The organism is Streptomyces sp. NBC_01549, from assembly GCF_026339955.1.
Taxonomy (GTDB): domain Bacteria; phylum Actinomycetota; class Actinomycetes; order Streptomycetales; family Streptomycetaceae; genus Streptomyces.
On sequence record NZ_JAPEPW010000001.1, the window covers coordinates 953,555 to 976,870 of the forward strand.

27 protein-coding genes are annotated in these 23,316 nt (G+C 69.4%); 3 read left to right on the forward strand and 24 right to left on the reverse strand.

Features of this window, described 5'->3' with window-relative positions:
• Positions 1–242 precede the first annotated feature (242 nt).
• Positions 243–1,556 carry a glycoside hydrolase family 3 N-terminal domain-containing protein gene (locus OG819_RS03975; protein ID WP_266648047.1) on the forward strand — a complete coding sequence of 438 codons (1,314 nt, stop codon included), beginning with the start codon at positions 243–245 and terminating at the stop codon, positions 1,554–1,556.
• Positions 1,557–1,707: 151 nt separating this feature from the next.
• On the opposite strand, the gene OG819_RS03980 is transcribed toward OG819_RS03975, so the two are convergent.
• The 3 genes from OG819_RS03980 to OG819_RS03990 form a co-directional block, all read right to left on the reverse strand.
• Positions 1,708–2,913: a cytochrome P450 gene (locus tag OG819_RS03980; protein WP_266629076.1), complete on the reverse strand. Its 1,206-nt coding sequence runs from the start codon at positions 2,911–2,913 to the stop codon at positions 1,708–1,710.
• Entirely contained in the window at positions 2,913–3,911 is a 999-nt protein-coding gene (locus OG819_RS03985) for an LppY/LpqO family protein (RefSeq protein WP_266648049.1), read from the reverse strand. The genes OG819_RS03980 and OG819_RS03985 overlap by 1 nt, the downstream gene beginning before the upstream one ends.
• 159 nt (positions 3,912–4,070) lie before the next feature.
• A complete protein-coding gene (locus OG819_RS03990) occupies positions 4,071–4,367 on the reverse strand; it encodes a hypothetical protein (RefSeq protein ID WP_266648051.1) in 297 nt (98 codons plus the stop codon).
• Between the two features lie 250 nt (positions 4,368–4,617).
• On the opposite strand from OG819_RS03990, the gene OG819_RS03995 reads away from it, so the two are divergent.
• Positions 4,618–4,983: a DUF6479 family protein gene (locus OG819_RS03995; protein WP_266430859.1), complete on the forward strand. Its 366-nt coding sequence runs from the start codon at positions 4,618–4,620 to the stop codon at positions 4,981–4,983.
• A 137-nt stretch (positions 4,984–5,120) separates the two neighbouring features.
• On the opposite strand, the gene OG819_RS04000 is transcribed toward OG819_RS03995, so the two are convergent.
• From OG819_RS04000 to rpsB, 5 genes are all read right to left on the reverse strand, one after another.
• Entirely contained in the window at positions 5,121–6,251 is a 1,131-nt protein-coding gene (locus OG819_RS04000) for a phosphatidate cytidylyltransferase (protein WP_266430861.1), read from the reverse strand.
• On the reverse strand, positions 6,251–6,808 hold the full coding sequence (gene frr, locus OG819_RS04005) for a ribosome recycling factor (protein WP_054235439.1): 558 nt from the start codon (positions 6,806–6,808) through the stop codon (positions 6,251–6,253). Before frr ends, OG819_RS04000 begins: the two co-directional genes overlap by 1 nt.
• Positions 6,809–6,978: 170 nt before the next feature.
• A complete protein-coding gene (gene pyrH, locus OG819_RS04010) occupies positions 6,979–7,749 on the reverse strand; it encodes a UMP kinase (RefSeq protein WP_266430864.1) in 771 nt (256 codons plus the stop codon).
• Positions 7,750–7,928: 179 nt separating this feature from the next.
• On the reverse strand, positions 7,929–8,765 hold the full coding sequence (tsf, locus tag OG819_RS04015; protein WP_266629069.1) for a translation elongation factor Ts: 837 nt from the start codon (positions 8,763–8,765) through the stop codon (positions 7,929–7,931).
• Positions 8,766–8,860: 95 nt separating this feature from the next.
• On the reverse strand, positions 8,861–9,784 hold the full coding sequence (gene rpsB, locus OG819_RS04020) for a 30S ribosomal protein S2 (protein ID WP_266430868.1): 924 nt from the start codon (positions 9,782–9,784) through the stop codon (positions 8,861–8,863).
• Between the two features lie 270 nt (positions 9,785–10,054).
• Between rpsB and OG819_RS04025 the strand changes: the two genes are divergently transcribed.
• Positions 10,055–10,714, forward strand: coding sequence for a M23 family metallopeptidase (locus tag OG819_RS04025; RefSeq protein WP_266648053.1), 660 nt, complete (start codon positions 10,055–10,057; stop codon positions 10,712–10,714).
• Between the two features lie 137 nt (positions 10,715–10,851).
• Here OG819_RS04025 and OG819_RS04030 read toward each other — a convergent pair whose 3' ends face one another.
• The 16 genes from OG819_RS04030 to rpsP form a co-directional block, all read right to left on the reverse strand.
• Complete coding sequence (locus tag OG819_RS04030) at positions 10,852–11,409, reverse strand: TetR/AcrR family transcriptional regulator (RefSeq protein WP_266431898.1); 558 nt, start codon at positions 11,407–11,409, stop codon at positions 10,852–10,854.
• Between the two features lie 142 nt (positions 11,410–11,551).
• Positions 11,552–12,394 (reverse strand): RNA polymerase sigma factor WhiG, encoded by an 843-nt coding sequence (whiG, locus tag OG819_RS04035; RefSeq protein ID WP_266430872.1) that lies wholly within the window; start codon positions 12,392–12,394, stop codon positions 11,552–11,554.
• A gap of 272 nt (positions 12,395–12,666) precedes the next feature.
• Positions 12,667–13,815: a DNA-processing protein DprA gene (dprA, locus tag OG819_RS04040; protein ID WP_266648055.1), complete on the reverse strand. Its 1,149-nt coding sequence runs from the start codon at positions 13,813–13,815 to the stop codon at positions 12,667–12,669.
• On the reverse strand, positions 13,812–15,437 hold the full coding sequence (locus tag OG819_RS04045; protein WP_266648057.1) for a YifB family Mg chelatase-like AAA ATPase: 1,626 nt from the start codon (positions 15,435–15,437) through the stop codon (positions 13,812–13,814). Before OG819_RS04045 ends, dprA begins: the two co-directional genes overlap by 4 nt.
• The gene (locus tag OG819_RS04050) at positions 15,437–15,808 is read right to left on the reverse strand and encodes a YraN family protein (RefSeq protein ID WP_266430878.1); all 372 of its coding nucleotides are present in this window, start codon (positions 15,806–15,808) and stop codon (positions 15,437–15,439) included. Before OG819_RS04050 ends, OG819_RS04045 begins: the two co-directional genes overlap by 1 nt.
• A 169-nt stretch (positions 15,809–15,977) precedes the next feature.
• Entirely contained in the window at positions 15,978–16,286 is a 309-nt protein-coding gene (locus OG819_RS04055) for a DUF2469 domain-containing protein (protein WP_003965949.1), read from the reverse strand.
• Positions 16,287–16,341: 55 nt separating this feature from the next.
• Positions 16,342–16,872, reverse strand: a complete 531-nt coding sequence (locus tag OG819_RS04060; RefSeq protein WP_266629058.1) for an NUDIX hydrolase — start codon at positions 16,870–16,872, stop codon at positions 16,342–16,344.
• Complete coding sequence (gene lepB, locus OG819_RS04065) at positions 16,862–17,605, reverse strand: signal peptidase I (RefSeq protein WP_266629056.1); 744 nt, start codon at positions 17,603–17,605, stop codon at positions 16,862–16,864. Before lepB (OG819_RS04065) ends, OG819_RS04060 begins: the two co-directional genes overlap by 11 nt.
• An 81-nt stretch (positions 17,606–17,686) precedes the next feature.
• Positions 17,687–18,637, reverse strand: a complete 951-nt coding sequence (gene lepB / locus OG819_RS04070; RefSeq protein ID WP_266586169.1) for a signal peptidase I — start codon at positions 18,635–18,637, stop codon at positions 17,687–17,689.
• Positions 18,522–19,604 (reverse strand): signal peptidase I, encoded by a 1,083-nt coding sequence (gene lepB / locus OG819_RS04075; protein ID WP_266629053.1) that lies wholly within the window; start codon positions 19,602–19,604, stop codon positions 18,522–18,524. The genes lepB (OG819_RS04070) and lepB (OG819_RS04075) overlap by 116 nt, the downstream gene beginning before the upstream one ends.
• The gene (gene lepB, locus OG819_RS04080) at positions 19,597–20,313 is read right to left on the reverse strand and encodes a signal peptidase I (RefSeq protein WP_266629051.1); all 717 of its coding nucleotides are present in this window, start codon (positions 20,311–20,313) and stop codon (positions 19,597–19,599) included. Before lepB (OG819_RS04080) ends, lepB (OG819_RS04075) begins: the two co-directional genes overlap by 8 nt.
• 45 nt (positions 20,314–20,358) lie before the next feature.
• Positions 20,359–20,709, reverse strand: coding sequence for a 50S ribosomal protein L19 (gene rplS / locus OG819_RS04085; RefSeq protein WP_266430890.1), 351 nt, complete (start codon positions 20,707–20,709; stop codon positions 20,359–20,361).
• A gap of 131 nt (positions 20,710–20,840) precedes the next feature.
• Positions 20,841–21,662 carry a tRNA (guanosine(37)-N1)-methyltransferase TrmD gene (gene trmD / locus OG819_RS04090; protein WP_266430892.1) on the reverse strand — a complete coding sequence of 274 codons (822 nt, stop codon included), beginning with the start codon at positions 21,660–21,662 and terminating at the stop codon, positions 20,841–20,843.
• Positions 21,662–22,249, reverse strand: a complete 588-nt coding sequence (gene rimM / locus OG819_RS04095; protein ID WP_266648058.1) for a ribosome maturation factor RimM — start codon at positions 22,247–22,249, stop codon at positions 21,662–21,664. The genes trmD and rimM overlap by 1 nt, the downstream gene beginning before the upstream one ends.
• A gap of 107 nt (positions 22,250–22,356) precedes the next feature.
• Complete coding sequence (locus tag OG819_RS04100; RefSeq protein ID WP_003973401.1) at positions 22,357–22,596, reverse strand: RNA-binding protein; 240 nt, start codon at positions 22,594–22,596, stop codon at positions 22,357–22,359.
• 2 nt (positions 22,597–22,598) lie between these two features.
• On the reverse strand, positions 22,599–23,027 hold the full coding sequence (rpsP, locus tag OG819_RS04105) for a 30S ribosomal protein S16 (protein WP_060901212.1): 429 nt from the start codon (positions 23,025–23,027) through the stop codon (positions 22,599–22,601).
• Positions 23,028–23,316 lie beyond the last annotated feature (289 nt).

Here is a 23,316-nt window from a genome sequence, read left to right on the forward strand (position 1 = left end):
CCCGACACCCGTCCCACGGTGAGCTTCGCTGCGACTCGGGTGAAGCGCGCTCGAAGGCACGCCCTGGCTCACGTCGGCTGGACTTTCGTCCGGCTCCTAGGCGCGAGATCCTGGTACTCCGACCGTGGACCAGCGCACAAATCCGGGCTGGTGCGCCTCTCACGCGCCGGAAGGCTCACCTCATGCTCATACGGCTCTCAGTGCGACGGGTACCGTCGCGCCTTCCCCAAGGAGGCCGGGCGATGGATCTCCTGTCGTACCGTGACCGCAGAAGCGCGACACCACCGCCGCGGCTCCCCGGCCGCGCCACGACCGCACGAAGACTGAGCACGGCCGCCGCCGTGGCGGCGATGCTCCTGGCGGGCTGTGGCACAGACACCCCCAAGGCGGCCCCGCACTCCAGTGGCCCCGGCGTGTCCCTCGCCCCGTCCGCCACGCCTTCCCTCTCCCGTTCGGCCTTCGCCCCGTCCGCCACGCCTTCCTCCTCTCGTTCGTCCCTCGCTCCGGCCCTCACCTCCGCCGCCACCGCGTGCACCAACAGCACGAAGCTGGCCGGGTGGTCGAACCGCCGGCTGGCCATGCTGACCGTCGCCGTCCCGGTGTCGGAGACCTCGGTGTCCGACGTCACTTCCGAGGTGAGCGCGGGTGCGGGCGGCGTGCTGCTGTTCGGCAGCAAGGCTCCGACCGACCTCGGCTCCCGGCTGACCGCCCTGAAGTCCCATGTACCCGGCAAACTGGGCCTGCTGGTGATGACCGACGAGGAGGGCGGCGGCATCCAGCGCATGTCGAACCTCGTCGGGTCCCTGCCCTGGCCCGCGTACATGGGCGCGCACTGGACCCCGGCCCAGATCCAGCAGAACGTCACGAAGGTCGCCAAAAAGATGGCTGCCGCCCAGGTCAACATGGACCTCGCGCCGGTGGTCGACGTCGACGGCAGGAACGTGGCCCCCAGCAAGACCAATCCCGACGGATGGCGGTCCTTCAGCGGCAGCACCTCGGTGGTCTCCAAGGCCGGTGTCGCGTACATGAACGGGCTGCGCGCCGGCGGCGTGATACCCGTCGTCAAGCACTTCCCGGGCCTCGGCGGCTCCACGTACAACTCCGACTTCGGCCCGGCCCGCACCCTGCCCTGGTCCACCCTGCAGAAGGTGGGCATCCCGCCGTTCACAGCGGCCATCAAGGCCGGCGCCCCGGCCATCATGGTCTCCAACAACATCGTGCCGGGACTGGGCACCAATCCGGCGAGCCTGTCACCCACCGCCATCAGCTCCGAGCTGCGCGGCAAGCTGGGATTCAAGGGGCTGGTGGTCACCGACTCGCTCAGCGCCAAGGCCATCTCCGCCGCCGGCTTCAGCGTTCCCGCCGCCGCCGTCCAGGCCCTGCGCTCCGGCGCCGACATGGTCATGTTCGACCTGGGAGGCAACGTCAGCTCCCAAACGTCCTCGATCGCCACGGCGATCACCAATGCGGTGGCCGGCGGACACCTCTCCCGCAGCCGCCTCATCGACGCGGCGGGGCACGTCCTGGCCGTCCGGCACGTGAACCTCTGCTCCTGACAGCGGGCCCCCTACCAGCGCCAAAGGTGCTGGTAGGGGGCCTACTCACGTCTGATGCCCGTCAGCTCTCCACGACCTTGGGATCGAACCTGTAAACGATTGGCGTCGGTGCCTGCTCCCGCTGTCGGCCGGACAGCGAGAGCGGGCGTTCCTACCAAGTAACCGGCAGCTCCATCGGGAAGCGCCGGATCGTCTCCGTGTCCCAGCGCACTTCCTCCGGCGGCACCGCGAGCCGCAGCCCGGGGAAGCGCTGCAAGAGACGCCCGATGGCCACTTCCAGCTCCGCCATGGCCAAGGGCACCGCGATGCACCGGTGTCCGCCCCAGCCGAACGTCATGTGCGGCTGGTACGGCCGGTCGGGGTCGAGGACGTGCGGGTCCGGGAAGCGCTTCGGGTCACGGTTGGCCGCCAGGTACGACACATGGACGAAGTCGCCCGCCCTGATCCGTGCGCCGTCCAGCTCCACGTCCTCAAGGGCCAGCCGGGGGATGCCGACCCCCTTGCGGAACGGGATGTGACGGAGCATCTCCTGCAGGACGTCGGTCAGGGTCTCCGGCCTGCGCCTGAGGTGTTCCATCAGCTCGGGACGCGTCAGGAGCAGGTAGGCGATGTCGCTGATCTGGCACGTCGCCGTGTCCTGGCCGCTGAGTGTCAGCGTCAGTGCCATGACGGCCAGTTCCCTGTCGTCAAGCTGGTCCTTGCCGTCCCGCGCCGCGGCCATCGTGCTGATGATGTCCTTGCCGGGTGACTTCCGGCGCTGCTCGACGAGTTTGGCGAAGTAGGACGTCAGGTCGGCCTTGGCGCTTGCCGCGGCCTCCTTGTTGTCCGGGTCGACGACGAGCAGCCGACGCACGGACTCCTGCATCTGGGGCCACTCGTCCCGTTCGATGCCGAGGAGGTCCAGGATGGTGTGCTGGGGAAGCGGGTCGGAGAGGTACTGGACCAGGTCCGCCGGCCGGCCGTCCTCCTCCATCTTGTCCAGCAGGACATCCGCGAGCCAGGTGATCCGGCTCCGCATCCCCTCGACCTGCTGCTGTGTGAAGGCCTGCGAGGCCAGCTGGCGGACACGGCTGCTGTGCGGCGGGTCCATCACGTTGACCGATTCGGGCGAGACGATCGGCTCCGGCGTCAGTCGGGGGTAGTCGTGGCCGATGATGGCGGCCCGGCTGAGCCGGTGGTCGGTGGTCACCTGCTTGACGGCGTCGAAGCCGGTGACCAGCCAGGCGCCCGCATCACCGTAGGGAAGGCGAATGTACGCAGGGGAATCGCGGTCCATCAGGTCCGCGAGCTCAGGGTCGAACTCCAGGGCTTCACTGAAGTCGAACGGGCAGATGTTCTTCTCGTTGTCCACGGCCATCAGCCGGCTCCTCCGGGCATGGGTACGACGTTGGTGGTGTCCACGGCCCGGCGAATGGCCTGGGCGAGCCTGACGGCATCGCCGTCGGCCCAGTAGTGGACGAAGAACAGGCGTGGTTCATCGGTGCGGTTGTGGTGGTGCACCTCGACGAGTTCGACGCCGCCGCGCCGCAGGGCCATGAGGACGGCCCGGACCTCCTCGGCGATCACGACCAGGCCACCACTGAGGGCGGCTCTTCCGCCGCCGAGCGGCTGGAAGTTGACGGAGCTGGTGGCACCCAGCCCCGGAGGCAGGATCACAGGGCCGTCGACGACGGTCTCGCGGCGGACATAGGCGCACCTGTAGATCTCACCGTCGGTGGCGCCCTTGACGCCCATGACGGCGTCCATCGCGGCGGTGTCCAGGTCGACGGGCGGCGAAGAGGTGGTGGGTTCGGCGGGCGGGGTGCCGGTGCGGTCGAACGCGGCGCGCAGACCGCGTGCGACGGTGACGGGATCGTGGCTGTGTGCGTGCAGATGAACCCACCAGACATCCGGCTCGTGGGCGAGCAGGTGCTTGTGGATGCCGACCTGCATGATCCCGTACTCCTGCAGGACGTCACTGAAGTGCTGCAGTTCGCGCTCGGTGACCACCGCGTCGCCCATCAGAAGCGTGCTGCGGTCCGCGTAACGGACGAAGGACACCTGCGTGCCCAGGGCGAGCCCGGGGTTGATCCGGATACCGCGAGAGAAGACCGTGAGGTCCCGGCGCGGCAAGCCCGTGTGGTACATGAACCGCCTCATGTCACCGGGCCGGCCCAGAGCCTCTCCCACGTCCGCCCAGTCCGCCGGCTCGGTCATCACCGGTTCGACCGGGGAGCGGTCCTCCGGTCCGGGGGACAGGGCTCGGGCCCCGGCAGGCACACCGGTGAGTACGGGCGCAAGGGCGGCCGCGGCCGGCATGCGGCGTTGGGACGCGATGGGTCGGGAGCGGGTGTCCTGCTGTCGCTCGTCAGCCATGTCATATGCCTCCTGGCGCGATGGAAGCACAGGAGACCTCCCGGACCGCTGATCGGCACAGCCACGTCCCGCCAGGTGGGCTAACTGGCTGCCGCCGATGGACCGCGGCCGTGCCACAGCTCGCCCCTGTCACCGAGCGGGCCGGGTGGCGAGGGAGTACTAGAACACGAAGATCAGGACACCTCCGCGGTTGACGAAGAACCCGTGGTGGTCGAAGCGGAACCCGTTGTGATCGAAGCGGTGATCGAAGCCGAACCCGTTGTGATCGAAGCGGTGATCGAAGCAGCCTCCGCCCCACCGGTCACCACGGTCGCCGCACCAGTTCGTGGTCACATGAGCGTGCACGGCAGGGGTTGCCGCTGAGGCCGTGCCCGCCGCGCCGATCGCGGCGCCACCGGCCATCAGAATGCCGACCGCGGACACCGCGGCGAGACGCGTCACGCGTTGTACTCGCATGATGGATGCACCTTTCCTTCCGTGGAGGAGCGGCGCGGTCGCAGGTGTCGCGCATACGTACGGGAATCACGTCTCGCAGCCAAGATCCCCGCGGTACGGAAACCAGCCGACCGGGGCGTACCCCCGAGGTGGGGCTCTCTACATGACTACGTTGACGGCGCCCTTTTGGATTGACCGTCGACGGTCCAGCCGACGTCCGGCGCGGTCGGGACGGCTGGTTCGTCGGCCGATTTGAGGGTATTTGCCTGGTATGAGTAATGCATCGATGTATTTGGCGGAACCCAGCGGTCTGCTCAGCCTCGGGCTGTTCCTGATCGCCGTGGCTCTCATCACGCTCCTGGCCGGCAGCTTCTGGCTGAGCTGCCGTATGCGGACCCGCGCACCGCGCCTGCCACGCCCGGAGGAGCAGCCGCACATGCCGCAGGACGGCCCGGTCCGCGAGGCGCGGGAGATCCGAGAGCCCGCCGAGATACCCAAGGTGGCCAAGGGCGGGCACGCTCTCACCCCGTACGAGCTGACCCATATGTCGACCCGTACGAGCTCGTCGCAGAAGCGGCAACGCTGGCACGAGGGCGGCAGCGGCTCGTTCGGCAGCGGCGGACTGGGCCACCACTGACGCTGGCGCCTCGGCCATACTCGAAGACGTCTCCGCCACACCCGAAGACGTCTCGGCCACCGCAGAAGAAAAGAGGCCCGCCACGAAAAGAGGCCCGCCGCCCTGTGGCCGACGAGCCCCTCATTCACGTGTGCGGGTCAGCCGGATCCCACGAAGAGCACCAGCAGCAGCCAGACCACCGGCGCCGTCGGCAGGAGTGAGTCCAGCCGGTCCATGATGCCGCCGTGGCCCGGCAGCAAGGTGCCCATGTCCTTGATGCCCAGGTCCCGCTTGATCATGGACTCGCCGAGATCGCCGAGCGTGGCGGTGGCCGCGACCGCGAGGCCGAGGATCAGCCCCTGCCACCACGTGCCGCCCTCGATCAGGAACTGCAGACACAGCGCGCCCCCGACCATCGCGAAGGTGACCGCTCCGAACAGGCCCTCACGGGTCTTGCCGGGGCTGATGCGCGGCGCCAGCTTGTGCTTGCCGAAGCGCCAGCCGATCGCGTACGCGCCCGTGTCGCTGACGACCGTCAGCAGCAGGAACGTCAGGACGCGGCGCGGACCGTCGTCGGCGGTCAGCATCATGGCCACGAACGTCGCCAGGAACGGCACGTAGAACGCGGCGAAGACGCCCGCCGTGACGTCCTTGAGGTAGCCCTCGGGCGGTTCCGTCATCCGCCAGACCAGGACCGCCAGCGCGGTGAGCGCCATCGCCACCCACGCGCCCTCGGCCCCCCGGACGTAGCCGGAGACGACCATCGCCGCACCGCCGACCGCCAGCGGGACGAGCGGTGCCTTGATGCCCTTGCGCTCCTCGAGCCGTGATGTGAGCTCCCACAGGCCCACCACCACGGCGACCGCTATGACCCCGACGAACACGGCCTTGACGACGAACAACGACGCGACGATCACCGCGCCCAGCCCGACGCCGACCCCTATCGCGGCGCCCAGGTCGCGTCCCGCACTCTTCTTCTGCGGTGCGGGGGCGGGCTGTGGGGCGGGGCTGGGCATGGGCTCCTGCGGCTTCTGCGACGGGGTCCCGAGGGATCCCGCCTGCGGTGTGTCGTCGCGGAACAGGGGGCCACTCAGCCGAGCGGCCCCCCGGTCGTCATCCTGGTCTCCGCCGTGTGCGGGTACGCCGGGCACGATGGGCATGGGGCGAGTCTGCTGCGCGTTATGCGCATCGTATGCGGGACCCGCCGGGGCTGCCCCCTGGACAGGCCCCTGCTCGGACGGCCCCCAGTACCCGGCTTGTGGCGGCGCCCCCCAGGAAGAGTCGTTCATCAGACCTCGAGCAGCTCCGCTTCCTTGTGCTTGAGGAGCTCGTCCACCTGCGCGACGTACTTCGCGGTGGTGTCGTCGAGCTCCTTCTCCGCGCGGCGGCCCTCGTCCTCGCCGACCTCGCCGTCCTTGATCAGCTTGTCGATGGCGTCCTTGGCCTTGCGGCGGACCGAGCGGATGGACACCTTGGCGTCCTCGCCCTTGGTCTTGGCGACCTTGATGTAGTCCTTGCGGCGCTCCTCGGTCAGCTCGGGGAACACCACCCGGATGATGTTGCCGTCGTTGCTGGGGTTGACGCCCAGGTCGGAGTCGCGGATCGCCTGCTCGATGTTGCGCATCGCGCTCTTGTCGAACGGGGTCACCACGGCCATGCGCGGCTCCGGCACCGAGAACGAGGCCAGCTGGTTGATCGGCGTCAGCGCGCCGTAGTAGTCGGCCACGATCTTGTTGAACATCGCCGGGTGCGCACGGCCGGTGCGAATCGCGGCGAAGTCCTCCTTGGCGACCACGACGGCCTTCTCCATCTTCTCCTCGGCCTCGAGGAGGGTCTCTTCGATCACCACTTGCTCCTGCGTGTCTTGAGTAGGCCCGGCAGCTGCTCCTCGTCGGGGTGGCGGCCGGCTGCGTCGCGTCTTATTCCTGCACGGTTCCGGACCGGCAGGACATTGTCCATCCCCCGGTCAGGGTCCGTCCTCGGCCCGGGCTTGTCCCCGGCCGGGGTCGGTCCCGGTCAGCCCCGGCCGCTTTGGTCACCCACGAGTGTGCCGATCTTCTCACCCTTGACGGCCCGCGCGATATTGCCCTCCGCCAGGAGTTCGAAGACCAGGATCGGCAGCTTGTTGTCGCGGCACAGCGTGATGGCGGTCATGTCGGCGACCTTGAGGTCGCGGGTGATGACCTCGCCGTAGCCGAGCGAGTCGAACTTGACGGCCTCGGGGTTGGTCTTGGGGTCGGAGTCGTAGACCCCGTCCACGCCGTTCTTGCCCATCAGCAGGGCCTCGGCGTCGATCTCCAGGGCGCGCTGGGCGGCGGTGGTGTCGGTGGAGAAGTAGGGCATGCCCATACCCGCGCCGAAGATGACCACACGGCCCTTCTCCAGGTGCCGTACGGCGCGCAGCGGGATGTACGGCTCGGCGACCTGGCCCATGGTGATGGCGGTCTGCACGCGGCTGTCGATGCCCTCCTTCTCCAGGAAGTCCTGGAGCGCGAGGCAGTTCATCACCGTGCCGAGCATGCCCATGTAGTCGGAGCGGGCCCGGTCCATGCCGCGCTGCTGGAGCTCGGCGCCGCGGAAGAAGTTGCCGCCGCCGATGACTACGGCGATCTGGGCGCCGCCGCGCACGACGGCCGCGATCTCGCGGGCGATCTTGTGCACCACGTCGGGGTCGACGCCCAGTCCGCCGCCGCCGGCGAACGCCTCACCGGAAAGCTTCAGCAGAAAGCGGCCCGCGCCTTTGCCGTCGTCGGTCTTCTCGCCCTTGTCGGCCTGGGTGGTGGTCATGGAGATCTCCTCATGGTGCACATACGAAGAAGGCCATTGCCGGTGGGGTGTTGGCTCCCATACGCGGCAATGGCCTCCTCGTCAGATCTGCTGTCGTCCGTCACGCACGCGCGCGTGTCGGCGTACGCGGACGACTGCTGCCGACCCTATAGGGGCCGCGCGTCGATCGCGGTACGGACTCAGATGCCGACCTTGATGCGCACGAAGCGCTTCAGGGTGACACCGGCCTCGTCCAGGACCTTCTGAACGGACTTCTTGTTGTCGAGCGCGTACGGCTGACCGAGGAGGGTGGCCTCCTTGAAGAAGCCGTTGACGCGACCCTCGACGATCTTAGGGAGGGCGGCCTCGGGCTTGCCCTCGGCGCGGGTGGTCTCCTCGGCGACGCGACGCTCGGACTCGACAACCTCGGCCGGGACGTCCTCCTTGGAGAGGTACTTCGGCGCGAAGGCGGCGATGTGCTGCGCGACACCCTTGGCGAGGTCGGCGTCGGCCTTGTCCAGCTCGACCAGGACACCGATCTGCGGGGGCAGGTCGGGCATGGTGCGGTGCATGTACGCGGTCACGTAGGCGCCGGAGAACTGGGCGAAGCGGTCCAGGACGATCTTCTCGCCCAGGTTGGCGTTGGCCTCGTCGACGAACGCCTGAACCGTCTTGCCGGGCTCGATCTCGGAGCCGAGAAGCGCCTCGAGGTCGGCCGGGGAGGTCTTGACGACGTGCTGGGCGATCTCGTTGGCGACGGTCTGGAACTTCTCGCCCTTGGCGACGAAGTCCGTCTCGCACTTCAGCTCGACCAGGACACCGGAGGTGTTGTCGTCAGCGATGATGGAGACCACGGCGCCGTTCTCGGCGGAGCGGCCCTCGCGCTTGGCGACGCCCTTCTGGCCCTTGATACGCAGCGCCTCGACGGCCTTGTCGACGTGGCCGTCGGCCTCGTCCAGCGCCTTCTTGCAGTCCATCATGCCGGCGCCGGTGAGCTCACGGAGCTTCTTGACGTCGGCGGCGGTGTAGTTCGCCATGATTCCTGGAATCTCTCTCGAAGTCTGAAGATCTACGGGCCGAACGGCGGGGGCTCGGTGTGCCCCCGCCGTTCGTTACCCGAAGGGGTGAGGGGTCAGGCCTGCTCGGCGTCCGCGGCCGGGGCCTCGGCGACGGGGGCCTCGGCGGCCGGAGCCTCGACAACGGCCTCGGCGACAACCTCGGCCTGCTCGGCGTCGGCGACCTTCTCGGTCTCGGCGGAGGTCTGGACCTCGGCCTCGTCGGCCTTCTTCTCGCCCTCGAGCAGGTCGCGCTCCCACGCGGCGAGCGGCTCGCCCGCGGCCTTGTCACCCTCGGCCTTGCCGGCGCCGGAGCGGGCGATGAGGCCCTCGGCGACGGCGTCGGCGATCACGCGAGTGAGCAGGGTGACGGAGCGGATCGCGTCGTCGTTGCCCGGGATCTTGTAGTCGACCTCGTCGGGGTCGCAGTTGGTGTCGAGGATGGCGACGACCGGGATGTTGAGCTTCCGGGCCTCACCGACCGCGATGTGCTCCTTCTTGGTGTCCACGATCCAGACGGCGCTGGGCACCTTCTGCATCTCGCGGATACCACCGAGGGTCTTCTCCAGCTTGGCCTTCTCGCGCGAGAGCACGAGAAGCTCCTTCTTGGTCAGACCCGAAGCGGCGACGTCCTCGAAGTCGATCTGCTCGAGCTCCTTGAGGCGCTGCAGACGCTTGTAGACGGTGGAGAAGTTGGTGAGCATGCCGCCCAGCCAGCGCTGGTTGACGTAGGGCATGCCGACGCGGGTGGCCTGCTCCGCGATGGCCTCCTGCGCCTGCTTCTTCGTGCCGACGAACATGACCGTGCCGCCGTGGGCGACGGTCTCCTTGACGAACTCGTAGGCGCGGTCGATGTACGACAGCGACTGGAGCAGGTCGATGATGTAGATGCCGTTGCGCTCCGTGAAGATGAAGCGCTTCATCTTCGGGTTCCAGCGACGGGTCTGGTGACCGAAGTGGACGCCGCTTTCCAGCAGCTCCCGCATCGTGACGACGGCCATGGCCGTTCTCCTTGGTGTTCTCGGTTGTGCCGCGTGTGCCGGACGGCACTCGCGCCTGACGCCCGCGATGCGCCTTGCCACGAGGGACCGAGGGGCGCTGACACCGGCTTTTGATGACCGGATGTCGGGGCGTGCGAAGTCGACCCGGTGACCCGGATCGCCACGAGAAGTGTACGGGACCCGCGAGGTGCGGGGTGACGCCGCTGTCCACAACCGGCCGGTGGTCCACAGATCCCGGCCAAGATCCGTCCGATGCGGGACCGTTCTCGCATGCGAGCGAAACGATGTGTGCGTACGTGGCTGGGGTTGCTGTTGGGAATGACGGTGACCGTTCTGGGTGCCCTGACCCCCTCAGCCCTGGCCCGGGCGAACGGTCCGGCGCCCCCGACTCCCGCCGGTCCACCGGCCCCGACTCCCGCCGGTCCACCGGCCTCCGACACGACGGTTGCGCCTCTCGCCCGTCTCTGGCCGGTGGGTCTGCGCCCCTCGGTCCTGCGCGGCTGGGACCCGCCGGCGACGCCGTACGCCCGCGGCCACCGCGGGGTGGACCTCGCGGCGCCCCCGGGTGCCCCGGTCCGCTCCGTCGCGGCCGGCCGCGTCTCCTTCGCGGGGCGCGTCGCGGGCCGTGGAGTGGTCGCCGTCGAACTGGCGGGCACGGGCACTCCGCCCCTGCGCACGACCTTCACCCCCGTACGGGCGACAGTGCGCCAGGGCGACGAGGTGGCCGCGGGCGAGGTGCTGGGCACGCTCGAACCGGGCGACGCCCACTGTGGAACATCATGCCTGCACTGGGGCCTGCGCCGAGACAGAACCTACTTGAACCCCCTGTCCCTGCTCCCGCCCTGGCTCCTGCACAGGGGTCCGTCCCGCCTGCTCCCGCTGACAGGGGCCCAGAGACAGCCGTCCGGGTCCCCGGCCCACATGCCCTGAGAAACCGGCAGAGCACTCGCCGCCACGCCGACAGGCGCACGTGCGATCGGAAGCGGGGCCTCGATCCGCAAGGGGCACTCCGCACGGGGCCACGCAGTGCGACCTGCCCCGATGCCGGGCACCCGGCGTACAGGTGCTCAGCCCCGTACGCCTCGTAGTGCCATCCCCACCGCGGCGTCCGTGATCGTGCCGGGATCCTCCGCGGCCCCGAGCTCGATCCTCCGTACCGCCGCGTCGACCACGCCCTGAAGCAGCATCGCGGCCAGCCGCGGCTCGGCGTGGCCCATCTGCCGCAGCGCGTCGACGATCATCGCGACCAGCCCGCCGTGCGCCGCGCGGATCTTCTCCCGGGCCCCGGCGTCGAGCTCACTCGCGGAGATGGCCACGACAGCCCGGTGCCGCCGGTCCCCGACCAGCGCCAACTGCTGCCGGACGTACGCCTCGACCTTGCCCTCGGGCCCGTCCGCCGCGGCCATCGCCGACGAGACCTCCGCGGCCCAGACCGGAAAGTCCACCTCGCACAGCTCTTCGACCACAGCCGCCCGGGACCGGAAGTACTCGTACACGGAAGACCGCGCGAGCCCCGTGCGCTCCGCGAGGGCCGGGAAGGTCAGCGCCTCCGTCCCGCCCTCGGACAGCAGGGACCGGGCCGCGTCCAGCAGGGCGGCTCGCTGCATCGACCGGTGCTCGGCCACGGAGGCCGCTCGAATCCTTGGCACGCACTCCACTTTACGGACGGACCGCCCCGAACGGCAGCCACTCCCACCACCGAAAGGAACGCGCCAGGGAGTCGGAGTGACCAGGCAGGGACGATTCAGCAGCCTGCCCCGCTCGAGGTCAGCGCCCGAAACTCGCCAACTTGGCGCGCAGCTGCAACACCGACTTGGTGTGGATCTGACTCACCCGGCTCTCCGTCACTCCCAGCACGTTCCCGATCTCCGCGAGTGTCAGACCCTCGTAGTAGTAGAGCGTGACCACGGTCTTCTCCCGCTCCGGCAGCGTGTTGATCGCCCGCGCCAGAAACCTCCGCAGCTCCCGGTCCTCGGCGACCTCCACCGGATTGTCCGCCGCGGTGTCCTCCAGCGTGTCCATCAGGCTCAGCCGGTCACCGCCCTCACCGCCGACGTGCAGCAGTTCCTCCAGCGCCACCACGTTGGCCAGCGACAACTGACTGAAGACCGCGTGGAGATCCTCCACCCCGATCCCCATCTCGGCGGCCACCTCGCCCTCCGACGGCGTCCGCCGCAGTCGCGCCTCGAGCGTCGCGTACGCCCGCTCCACATTGCGCGCCTTCTGCCGCACCGAGCGGGGGATCCAGTCCAGCGCCCGCAACTCGTCGATCATCGCGCCCCGGATCCGCGTGATCGCGTACGTCTCGAACTTGATCTCCCGCTCGATGTCGAACTTCTCGATCGCGTCGATCAGCCCGAACACCCCCGACGAGACGAAGTCGGCCTGCTCCACATTGGCCGGCAGACCCACGCTCACCCGGCCCGCGACGTACTTCACCAGCGGCGAGTAGTGCAGGATCAACTGCTCGCGCAGCCGCTCGTCCCCTGTCGCCTTGTACGACCGCCACAACTCGTCGAGCGTCGAGGGAGCGGGCGGCCGCACGCTACCGCCGTCGCGGGCGGCTGGGGGGATCGCCGCCCGATCGGACCCGGAGGTGTGCTGGGGCATTCGTCGCCTTGTGCCGTTCTGCCGTGAACTGGGGGTACCTGGGTGCGCTGTCGCGCTGATGTCGAGTTGCCTGTCCTGCGTCGGAATCCACGTGAGCGTAGCGTGACTGGAGCGTCGCAGTGCGCGAAGGGGAGCGGATCAGTCGTGCGCAGATACGTTCCGCTGTGTGCCCCTCGGGGGCATGTTCGTCGCCCTCCGTGATCACCGAGGGACATCAACTGCGGGAATTACCAAGGCTGTCGGCGTTCGCCCGGACGGCCGAACACGCTCGGTCAACACCCGCGATGATCATCACGGACCGAGATCGTTGCCTGGCGTGTCAACTTCCAGCCGTCGCCGTGTCGTTCGACGTAACCAAGTGATCGGAGTTCGTACAGTCTCCCGACCGCGTCGTCCGTGGTGGTCCCCGCCTCGCGGGCGATCTCCTCCGCCTCCGCCGGACCGCGCGCCGGCAGCGCGGCCAGCACACGTCCGGCGCCCGGATCCAGCAGGTCACGCGGCAGCACGGGCCCACGCCGGTCGGGGGCCAGCTCGCCGATGTCGCCCACCAGCTCTGTGACGTCCGCGGCGTCCGTGACCAGGACCGCTTCCCCACGCAGCAGCTCATGCACCCCGGCCGACAGTCCACTGGTGACGGGGCCCGGCACCCCCATCGCGAACCGTCCCAGCCGCTGCGCCGCCCGCGCCGTGACCAGCGCGCCACTGCGGTACGCGGCCTCGACGACCACCGTCCCCCGGGTGAGCGCGGCGATGACCCGGTTCCTGAGGATGAATCTGCTCGGCGTGGGATGGTCACCGGGCGGCAACTCCCCGACGACCAGTCCCTGTTCGGCGATCCTGGAGATCAACTCGGTGTGTCCGCGCGGATAGGGCCGGTCGACTCCGCAGGCCAGCACGGCGACGGTCGCACCGCCCGCCCCGAGGGCACCCCGGTGCGCGGCGCCGTCCACCCCGTAGGCACCGCCCGACACGACCACCCAGCCACGCTCGGCGAGCCCGGCGCCGAGCGTGGCCGCCACGTGGGCGCCGTACTCGGTGCAGGCCCTCGCTCCGACCACGGCGACCGAGCGCAGTGCCCATATCCGCAGGCTGGGCCGCCCCCGTACCCACAGGCCGGTGGGACGTGTGTCGCCGAGGTCGTCGAGCTGCGCCGGCCACTCGGGGTCCCCCGGGCACACGAACCGGGTCCCCGCCTCCCGCGCCACCGCGAGGTCCCGCTCCGGGTCCGCCCGCTCCGCCCGGGCCCGCAGCCCCGCCCAGCGCTTGTCCGTCACTCCCCGTGGTTGCTCACCGCCCGCGACGAGCCGCCGGACCGCCTCCGCGGCACCGACCGCACGGAGCCAGCGCCCGCACGCCTCGTCGCCCGGTTCGATCACCCGCGCGAGGAAGGCCCGCTGAAGCCTTTCGTCCTCCTGGCTCACGACAGCGCGCCGATCGCCATCGGCACCCCACGGGGGACGCCGGTGCGCAGTTGCAGGGCGAGGGCGACGTCCGTCGCGCCGGGTCGGTCGTGTCCCACCAGGTCCGCGACGGTCCAGGCGACACGCAGCACCCGGTCCAGGCCACGGGCGGTCAGGGCACCTCGCTCCAGGCTGCGCTCCGCCTCGTCCATCGCGCCCAGGGACGCGTACCAGCGGCTGCGCAGCTCCCGTCCCGGCACTTCGCTGTTCGTCCGCCAGGGCGTGCCCGCCAACCGCGCGGCGGCCCGCTCCCTGGCGGCCCGCACCCGGTCGGCGACCGTCTCGGTGGATTCACCCCGGGCACCACGCTCGGTCAGCTCGGCGCGGGTGACGCGGTCCACCTCGATCCGCAGGTCGACGCGGTCGAGCAGCGGCCCGGAGAGCCGGGCCTGATAGCGGCGGATCATGGAGGACGGACACTCGCACAGGTCGTCCCGTTGCGAGAAGCGGCCGCACGGGCAGGGATTCGCCGCCAGCACCATCTGGAACCGCGCCGGAAACCGCACCACCCCCGCACTGCGCGCGATCACCACATGCCCCGCCTCCAGGGGCTGGCGCAGCGCGTCGAGGGCCCGGCTGCTGAATTCGGGCGTTTCATCCAGGAAAAGCACGCCTCGATGAGCCAGGGACACCGCGCCCGGCCGTGCGATCCCCTGGCCGCCGCCGACGAGGGCCTGCATGGTCGCCGAGTGGTGCGGGGCGCAGTAGGGAGCGATGTCGACCAGAGGTTTGCCCGGTGGCAGCAGGCCGGCGACCGAATGGACGGCGGTGACCTCCAGGGATTCGCCCTGGGTGAGCGGCGGCAGGATGGCCGGCAGCCGCTCGGCGAGCATCGTCTTGCCCGCTCCTGGGGGACCTTCCAGGAAAAGGTGGTGCCCGCCCGCCGCCGCGACCTCCACGGCGGTCCGTGCCGAGTGCTGGCCCACGACGTCGGCGAGGTCATGGCCGTGGCCGTGCCGGGCCGCGCCCATGCTGTGCATGCCGGTGGCCGCGCCCGTGCCCGGCATCCGCAACCCCGCCATCAGCGGGTCCGGTCGGCCCTGCTCGTCCGGGTCCTCCTCGGGCACCGGTTCGTCCGTGAGCACCGCGATCAGCTGGCGCAGACTGCGCACCCCGAGCACCGAGATCCCCGGTACGAGCGAGGCCTCGGCGGCCGCGCACTCGGGCACCACCACCTGCTCGTACCCGGCGTCCGCGGCGGCCAGGACCGCGGGCAGCACGCCCCGCACCGGCCGCACACGTCCGTCCAGGCCCAGCTCGCCGATCATCACGATGTCGGAGAGCACCCGGGGATCGATGCGCTCGGCGGCTCCCAGCACCGCGCAGGCGACGGCCAGGTCAAAACCGCTGCCGCCCTTGGGTACGGAGGCCGGGCTCAGGCCGACCGTGAGTTTCTTCTGGGGCCACGCCGAGCCGGAGTTCACCACCGCCGCCCGGACCCGGTCCTTGCTCTCGGTCAGGCTCTTGTCGGGCAGACCGACCAGGGTGAAGGCCGCGACGCCCGGCTCCAGGTCCGCCTGGACCTCGACGACCACGCCCTCGACGCCCACGAGGGCCACCGCACAGGTACGTGCGAATCCCATCAGGCCACCCCTCGCGCGTGCTCGACCACGGGGGCACCACGGTCGGGGAGGACGACGCCGATCAGATCGATGCGGACGCCGCCGGGTGGTGCCCCGCCGTGTTCCTGGAGCCAGCGCTCGGCCAGGCCACGCAGGCGCTGTGCCTTGGCCGGGGTGACGGCCGCCATCGGGTGCTCGAAGGCCCCCGACTTGCGCGTCTTGACCTCGCAGACGACGAGCGCGTCGCCGTCCCGGGCCACGATGTCGATCTCGCCGGTCCTGCCGCCGCGCCAGTTGCGCGCCAGGACCGTCATCCCGGTCTCGGTCAGCCGCCGTGCGGCCAGATCCTCGCCGTACTTGCCCAGTGCGTTGCGTGCCTCGGGTGTGTTCATGTCGGCACCACCTCCGGCGCCAACACTGAGGCCACTTCGACCCGCTATTGGATCTTGGTGGACAAACGGCCGACTGTGGACAACTCCCTCACCCACACGAGGGTTCCTGGTCCGTTGTCAGCGAGGGATCCGGGTCCGTCGCCGGCCGTCTGTCATCGGCCACCCGTCATCAGCCGCCCGGCAGCTCCAGGTCGCTCTTGTTCAGCTCCTCGATATTCACGTCCTTGAACGTGAGGACACGCACCTGCTTCACGAAGCGAGCAGGTCGGTACATGTCCCACACCCAGGCGTCCGCCATGGACACCTCGAAGAACACCTCGCCCTGGACCGAATGCACCTGCATCTCGTAGTCGTTGGTGAGGTAGAAGCGCCGTTCGGTCTCGATCACATATTTGAACAGACCGACGACATCGCGGTACTCCCGATAGAGCTTCAGCTCCATCTCGGTCTCGTACTTCTCGAGGTCCTCGGCGCTCATGGCATGTTCCCCTTCAGCCGTGCGTCCCCCTATTGTGCGCCAGCCCCGCGAGCCCCTAGACGATTTCGGTGTCGAGGATCTCGGGCCTGGCCGGAGGACCCTCGTCGAGCAGCCTGCGCAGCAGCTCGGCGAGTCTGGTCGGATACACCGTCTCATGTGCCTCGGTCAGTTCCCGGCACGTCCACCAGCGCGCTCCGGCGACACTGCGCCGTTCCAGCTCCGTCAGCCCGGCGGCGACGGTTCCCTTCTGGGTCGTACGGGCCAGGAAGTACCACTCGTCCTGGTCCCAGCGGCGGCCCGCGAACGGGAACGAACAGGTCCGCTGCCACAGCACCGGGCCCAGGTCGACATCGGTGATGCCGGTCTCCTCCACGAGTTCCCGCAGTGCGGCCTCCTCGTGCGTCTCGTCGCCCTCGAGGCCGCCGCCGGGCGTGAACCACCAGTCGTCCGCCGGATCGTCCGGCTCGTGACCGTGCAGCAGCAGAATGCGGTCCTCCGCGTCGAGCAGCACGACCCGGGCCACCTTCCGTGGCCCGCCGGCGCCGGAGTCCGTGACAAAACCCCCGTACGACGCCTCAGGCGGCACCGGCCAGCTCCGTCCGCGTCCGGCCGCGCCGCCTCAGCCGCCCCGCGATCGGCCCGTACGCCGCCCCGCCCAGCACCAGCACCGCGCCGACCACGACGGCGGTCAGGACCAGCCGCAGCGGCCCCGGCGACGAGATCCCGCCGAGCTTCTCGAAGCCCGTGGGGCGTGCCAGCATGCCGTTCATCGGCCAGGCGACGGCGTCGACACGGCTCTTCACCGCGCTGCGCGCGACGGTACCGTTGAAGGCCTCGGTGAGGTGGGCTGTGGAGTCCAGTGAGCCGCTGCGCTCGTCACCGAGCAGGAAGAGCCGGTCCTTGGGCACCTCGATGGTCGGGATCTGCTTCGACTCCGCGGCCTGGCCCTTGGGGAGATACGGTTCGTCGATCTGCTTGCCGTTGACGGTCAGCTTGTTGTTCGTGCAGCACGCGACCGAGTCACCGCCGACCGCGACGACCCGCTTGACGATGAGCGTGTCGCCCCAGCTCTTCTGCTTGAAGACGATGACGTCGCCGCGCTTGACGTCATCGCCGTCGATCCGCTGGGCCAGAATGCGATCGCCCGCCTTGATGGTCGGCACCATCGACTCGGTCGGCACGGTGTACGGCTGGTATTCGATCGCGCCCCAGGCGAAGCCGCCGAGAAAGAGCACACAGCCGAGGGCCACGGCCAGCCCCGACAGCACGCTGCCGAGCCGCCCGCGGCCCTCGTCCGTACGACCTGACGTCCTGCTCATCCCAGTGCTCCCCCAACTCGGAGAATCGATCCCACGGCCCCACCTGCGGGCCGCGGAAGATCGGCGATCTGGGACGGCACCCTACCCGGCGGTACCCCGACCAGAAACCCTCGGGTTTCCGGCGGTAAGGCGACGCCTGCGCCACAGCACCAGCGGCACCGCGCCGGCCAGTCCGAGCGCGCCCGGAGCGGCGGCGCTGAGGTTCTGGTCGAAGGTGTCGGGAATCGGCAGTGTGTCCCAGCGGGTGGGCGGCCAGGCGATCACGATGGCGCGGCCGACGACATTGCCCACCGGCACGAAGCCCTGGTGACTGTCCTGCTGGTGATAGCGGGAGTCCAGCGAGTTCTGCCGGTGGTCACCCATGACCCAGATTTTGCCTTTGGGTACCGTCACCTTGAACTGGCCGCCCTGGTCGTCCACGCTGCACGGGGTGTTCCCGGCGTAGACGTACGAGGTCTCGTTCAGCGCCTTGCCGTTGACCTTCACCGGGCCGTTGCCCTTGCACTCGATCGTGTCACCGGCGACACCGATGACCCGCTTGATGAGGTCCTTCTCGTTGGCGGACGGCATCAGGCCGATCTTGCTGAGGAACGTCTGCACGGCGTTCGGGTTGGGCGTGGGCTCGCCCGCCAGCCAGTTGTCGGGGTCGTGGAAGACGACCACCTCGCCGCGCGAGGGCTCCGAACCGAACCACGGGGTGAGCTTGTCGACCAGGACCCGGTCGCCCTGCTGAAGGGTGTTCTGCATCGAGTCCGAGGGAATCGAGAACGCCTGGACCAGGAAGGTCTTGATCAGCAGCGCGAGAACGAGCGCGATACCGATGAGGAGCGGAAGCTCCTTCCAGAAGGAACGCGGCTTCTTGGGCTTCGGCTCCTGCTCGCCCTGCTCCTTCGTACCGCCGCCACCGTCCCCGGAGTCACTCCCGGAACCAGTGACGTCGTTCGTGGCCGGGGTGGCCGATCCGTCGGGTCGCTCCGGCTGCTCCTCGGGGCCACCATGTCCGGATCGTGCGCCGACCGCCAAATCCCCCACATCCACTCCTCACTCCGTGCCGCCGCCTGCTCCGGATCCGGCGCAGGCCCACCACTCCCATAACGAGCGGGAGTTCCGCAGGGCTCGGGAGCGGGATCAATCGATTGAGATCCGCGGACGCCACCCTATGCGACGGGCCGAGGGCGGTTGTCGACCCGCTCGGTACGGACGAGAACGTGTCCGGTTCCTTCAGACGGGTCCAGTGCCCGAAGGGCCAGGCGATGACCATGGCTCTGCCGACGACCGAGCTCTCGGAGACGGTACCGCCGTATTTCTCGGTGCGGTGGTAGCGGGAGTCGGCGGAGTTGGCCCGGTGGTCGCCCATCACCCAGAGACGGCCCTTGGGCACGGTCTCTTCGAAGGAGAAGTCCGACGGTTTGTTCCCGGCCTGGATGTACGTCTCGTTGAGCGGCATGCCGTTGACGGTCACGCGCCCTTGGGTGTCGCAGCACTTCACGGTGTCGCCGCCGACCGCGACGACCCGCTTGATCAGGTCCTTGTCGTTGTCGGAGGGCAGCAGACCGATGGCCGTCAGGCCCTCTTTGACCTGCTTGACGACGACGGGGTCGTTCTTCTTGGTGGTCTTCTCCCCGGCCAGCCAGTTGCCGGGGTCCTTGAAGACGACGACGTCGCCGCGCTCGGGCTTGGAGCCGAACCATGGCGTGAACTTGTCGACGAGCACACGGTCGCCGATCTGGATCGTGTTCTCCATGGAGCCCGACGGGATCACGAAGGCCTGGACGAGGAAGGTCTTGAGGACAAGGGCTATGAGCACCGCGACGCCCACGAGGAGAGGTATCTCCTTGACCGCGGAGCGCCGTCGGCGCCGCTTGACCTTGCGCTGGAGCTTGCGGCGCTCGGCACGGCCGGGCCGGACCGCGCCGCCGGCGGCGCGCCGGGTGCCGGTGGGCAGCAGGTTGTCGGCGACGTGGTCGGAGACTCCGCGTGGCCTGCCACGGTTACCCATGGGCACCGTCCGCGGCTGACACACGCGCGTAGGCGGCGGAACGCCGCAGCCGGGTCCAGTGGCCCGCGGGCCAGGCGATCCAGTCGGCCCTGCCGATCACGTCACCGACGGGGACCATGCCGCCGCCGGGGGACCCCAGATGGTCGCGGGAGTCGCTGGAGTCGCTGCGGTGGTCGCCGAGGAGGAACAGGCTGCCGTCGGGCACCACGACGTCGAAGGGGACATCGGACGGGCTGTTCCCCGGGTACAGAAACGTCGACTCGTCGACCGACCTGCCGTTCACTTGGAGCCTCCCGTCCTTGTCACAGCAGACCACGTGGTCTCCCCCCACACCGACGACGCGTTTGACGTAGTCCGCGTTCCCGAAATACCCAGTGCCGTCGAACACAACTACGTCGCCCCGCTGCGGCCCAGCACCAAAACGGTACGCCAACTTATTTACGAGAACGCGGTCCCCGATCCTCAATCCGCGCTCCATCGAACCGCTGGGGATCTCGAACGGCTGCATCACGAAGTTGCTGAACAGCACCACGAACAGCAGGCAGACCAGCACGGTCAGAGTGAACCGTCCACCTGGGAGCCAGTCCGCGACCCGGGCCACCAACGCGAAACGCGACCGTTCCTCCGGCCCCTCGACGTCCGAGATGTCCTCGGACTCGACAGGGCGGGAGGAGCGGTCGCGCTCCGTGTGCTGTGCTTCGGTGTCCATCGGAGCCAGATGTTATCCGGCGTCCATGTGAACCCCTTCGCGAGCTCAGTTGTCGCGCTTCTCCTTGATCTTCGCGGCCTTGCCGCGCAGGTCACGCAGGTAGTACAGCTTCGCGCGACGCACGTCACCACGGGTGACGAGCTCGATCTTCTCGACGATCGGGGTGTGCACCGGGAAGGTACGCTCGACGCCGACCGAGAAGGAGACCTTGCGGACCGTGAAGGTCTCGCGGACACCGGCGCCCTGACGGCGGATGACTACGCCCTTGAACTGCTGCACACGGGAGCGGTTGCCCTCGATGACGCGGACGTGGACGTTGACGGTGTCACCCGGGCGGAAGGCCGGGATGTCGCTGCGCAGCGACGCGCTGTCGACGGTGTCGAGCAGGTGAGACATTTCGTCTGCTTTCTTCGCTGATGCCACAGGTCATCAACGGGAGCTAGTTTTCCAAGAGGGTGCTGTCGCGTCGGGACGGTCGTCGTGTCCCCCTGTGGCAGGGGCGCCCGGTCTACGCAGACAACAGCGGCCTATTCTTCCACGGCCTCCGGCCTGCGCCAAAATCGACCGCCGGGATCCGGCTGCCAGCCCAGGATCGAGAGCATTTCGCGGTCCTTCTTGTCGAAGACGGAAGAGTCGCAGCGCTCGATGAGATCGGGCCGGTTCGCCGCCGTACGCCGCAGCGCCTCGTCGCGACGCCAGCGGGCGATCTTCCCGTGGTGGCCGCTGACCAGCACGTCGGGGATCTCGCGACCGCGCCACGCCGGGGGCTTGGTGTAGACGGGCCCCTCCAGGAGGTTGGCCATGGCCCCGGGGGCGAACGAGTCGTCCCGGTGGGACTCGGCGTTGCCGAGAACACCCGGCAGCAGCCGCGCCACGGCCTCCGTGACGACGAGTACGGCCGCCTCACCGCCGGCGAGCACGTAGTCGCCGATGGACACCTCGTAGACAGGCATCCGGGTCGCGTATTCGTCGATGACCCTTCGGTCGATGCCTTCGTAGCGGGCGGGCGTGAAGACCAGCCAGGGGCGCTCGGAGAGCTCGACGGCGAGTTCCTGGGTGAAGGGGCGTCCGCTCGGCGTGGGCACGACCAGGACGGGCCCGTGGGAGCCGGTCTCGTAGCCGTCGGCCAGGACGGAGTCCAGGGCGTCGCCCCAGGGCTCGGTCTTCATCACCATGCCGGGGCCGCCGCCGTACGGAGTGTCGTCGACCGTGTTGTGGCGGTCGTACGTCCACTCCCGAAGGTCATGGACCTGCACGTTCAGCTGCCCACGCGCGCGTGCCTTGCCGACGAGCGAGACGTTGAGCGGTTCCAGGTACTCGGGGAAGATCGTGACGACGTCGAGCCGCATCAGGCGTCGGCCCCTGAGGAGTCCTCGTCGCCCTTGGAGGAGGCGTTTTCCGCGTCCCTGGAGGAGACGATTTCCGCCTGGTCGTCGATCAGGCCCGGCGGCGGGTCGATGACGGCCCGCTGCTCCTCCAGGTCGATCTCGGTGACGATCTCCTCGACGAACGGGATCATGACCTCGGTCCCGTCGGGCCGCTCGACCACGAACAGGTCCTGTGAGGGCAGATGGGAGATCTCCGTGATCCGCCCGACCTCCACCCCGTCCTTGGTGACCACGTCCAGGTCCATCAGCTGGTGGTCGTAGTACTCGTCCGGGTCCTCCGGCTGCTCGTCCGGGTCGACCTCGGCGATCAGAAGGGTGTTGCGCAGCGCCTCGGCGGCGTTCCGGTCGCGTACGCCCGCGAAGCGCAGCAGCAGACGGCCGCTGTGCACACGGCCGGTCTCGATGGTCAGCGGTCCGGTGGAGGCCGGATCGGTGAGCAGGACGGCGCCGGGCCCGAGCCTGAGTTCCGGCTCGTCCGTACGGACCTCCACGGTGACCTCGCCCTTGATGCCGTGGGCGCGGCCGACGCGAGCGACTACCAGCTGCACTGTGCTTGATCTCCTGTCGATGTGCCTACGGCATTGGTTCGTAGACGACTACGGGCCGGGGACGGCTCGAAAGCCCTCCCCGGCCCGAGCCGGTGCTGCCTGTTACGTCAGCGGACGTGGTCCACGTCGACGAGGTCGACGCGGACACCTCGGCCGCCGATGGCACCCACGACGGTCCGCAGCGCGCGGGCGGTACGGCCGTTGCGGCCGATCACCTTGCCGAGGTCGTCGGGGTGCACCCGGACCTCGAGAACGCGACCACGGCGCAGGTTGCGCGAGGCGACCTGCACATCGTCGGGGTTGTCGACAATGCCCTTCACGAGGTGCTCGAGAGCCTCCTCGAGCATGCTCAGGCCTCGGTCGACTCAGACGAAGAAGACGCGGCCGGGGCCTCGTCCTTCTTCTCAGCCTTCTTCTTCTGGGTGATGGCCTCACCCTTGCCCTCGTCGTCGCCGCCCAGGGCGTCGAACGACGGGCGCGTCGCCTTCGGCTCGGCCACGAGCAGCGGAGCAGGGGCGGGCTCGCCCTTGAACTTCTGCCAGTCGCCGGTCAGCTTCAGGATGGCGAGAACGGGCTCGGTCGGCTGCGCGCCGACACCCAGCCAGTACTGCGCGCGGTCCGAGTCGACCTCGATGCGCGAGGGGTTCTGCACCGGGTGGTACAGACCGATCTCCTCGATGGCCCGACCATCACGGCGGGTACGGGAGTCGGCGACGACGATGCGGTAGTGAGGCGAACGGATCTTGCCCAGACGCTTCAGCTTGATCTTGACTGCCACGGAAGTGGTGTCTCCTGGTCTTGACGTGGTTGGGCACGGCGAGATGGCCGCGTGGGGTTGCGGTACCCGAGTGCCCGATGGACGCGTCAGCCGGAGGAGAGAGGGGTCCTGTGCGGCTGTCGAGTACAGCTAGCCATTGTGCCACACCCTGACGGGCCGCCTTCACGGGGCAGCGTGCGGCGACCCCCGGCGCCGGATGCCCGGCACCGGGGGTCGTCGCCGAGGTCGGCAGCGCGCACCGGCTCGGGCCGGGTGCCGCCGCGCGGGGCTGAGGCCGGCTGAGTACGGC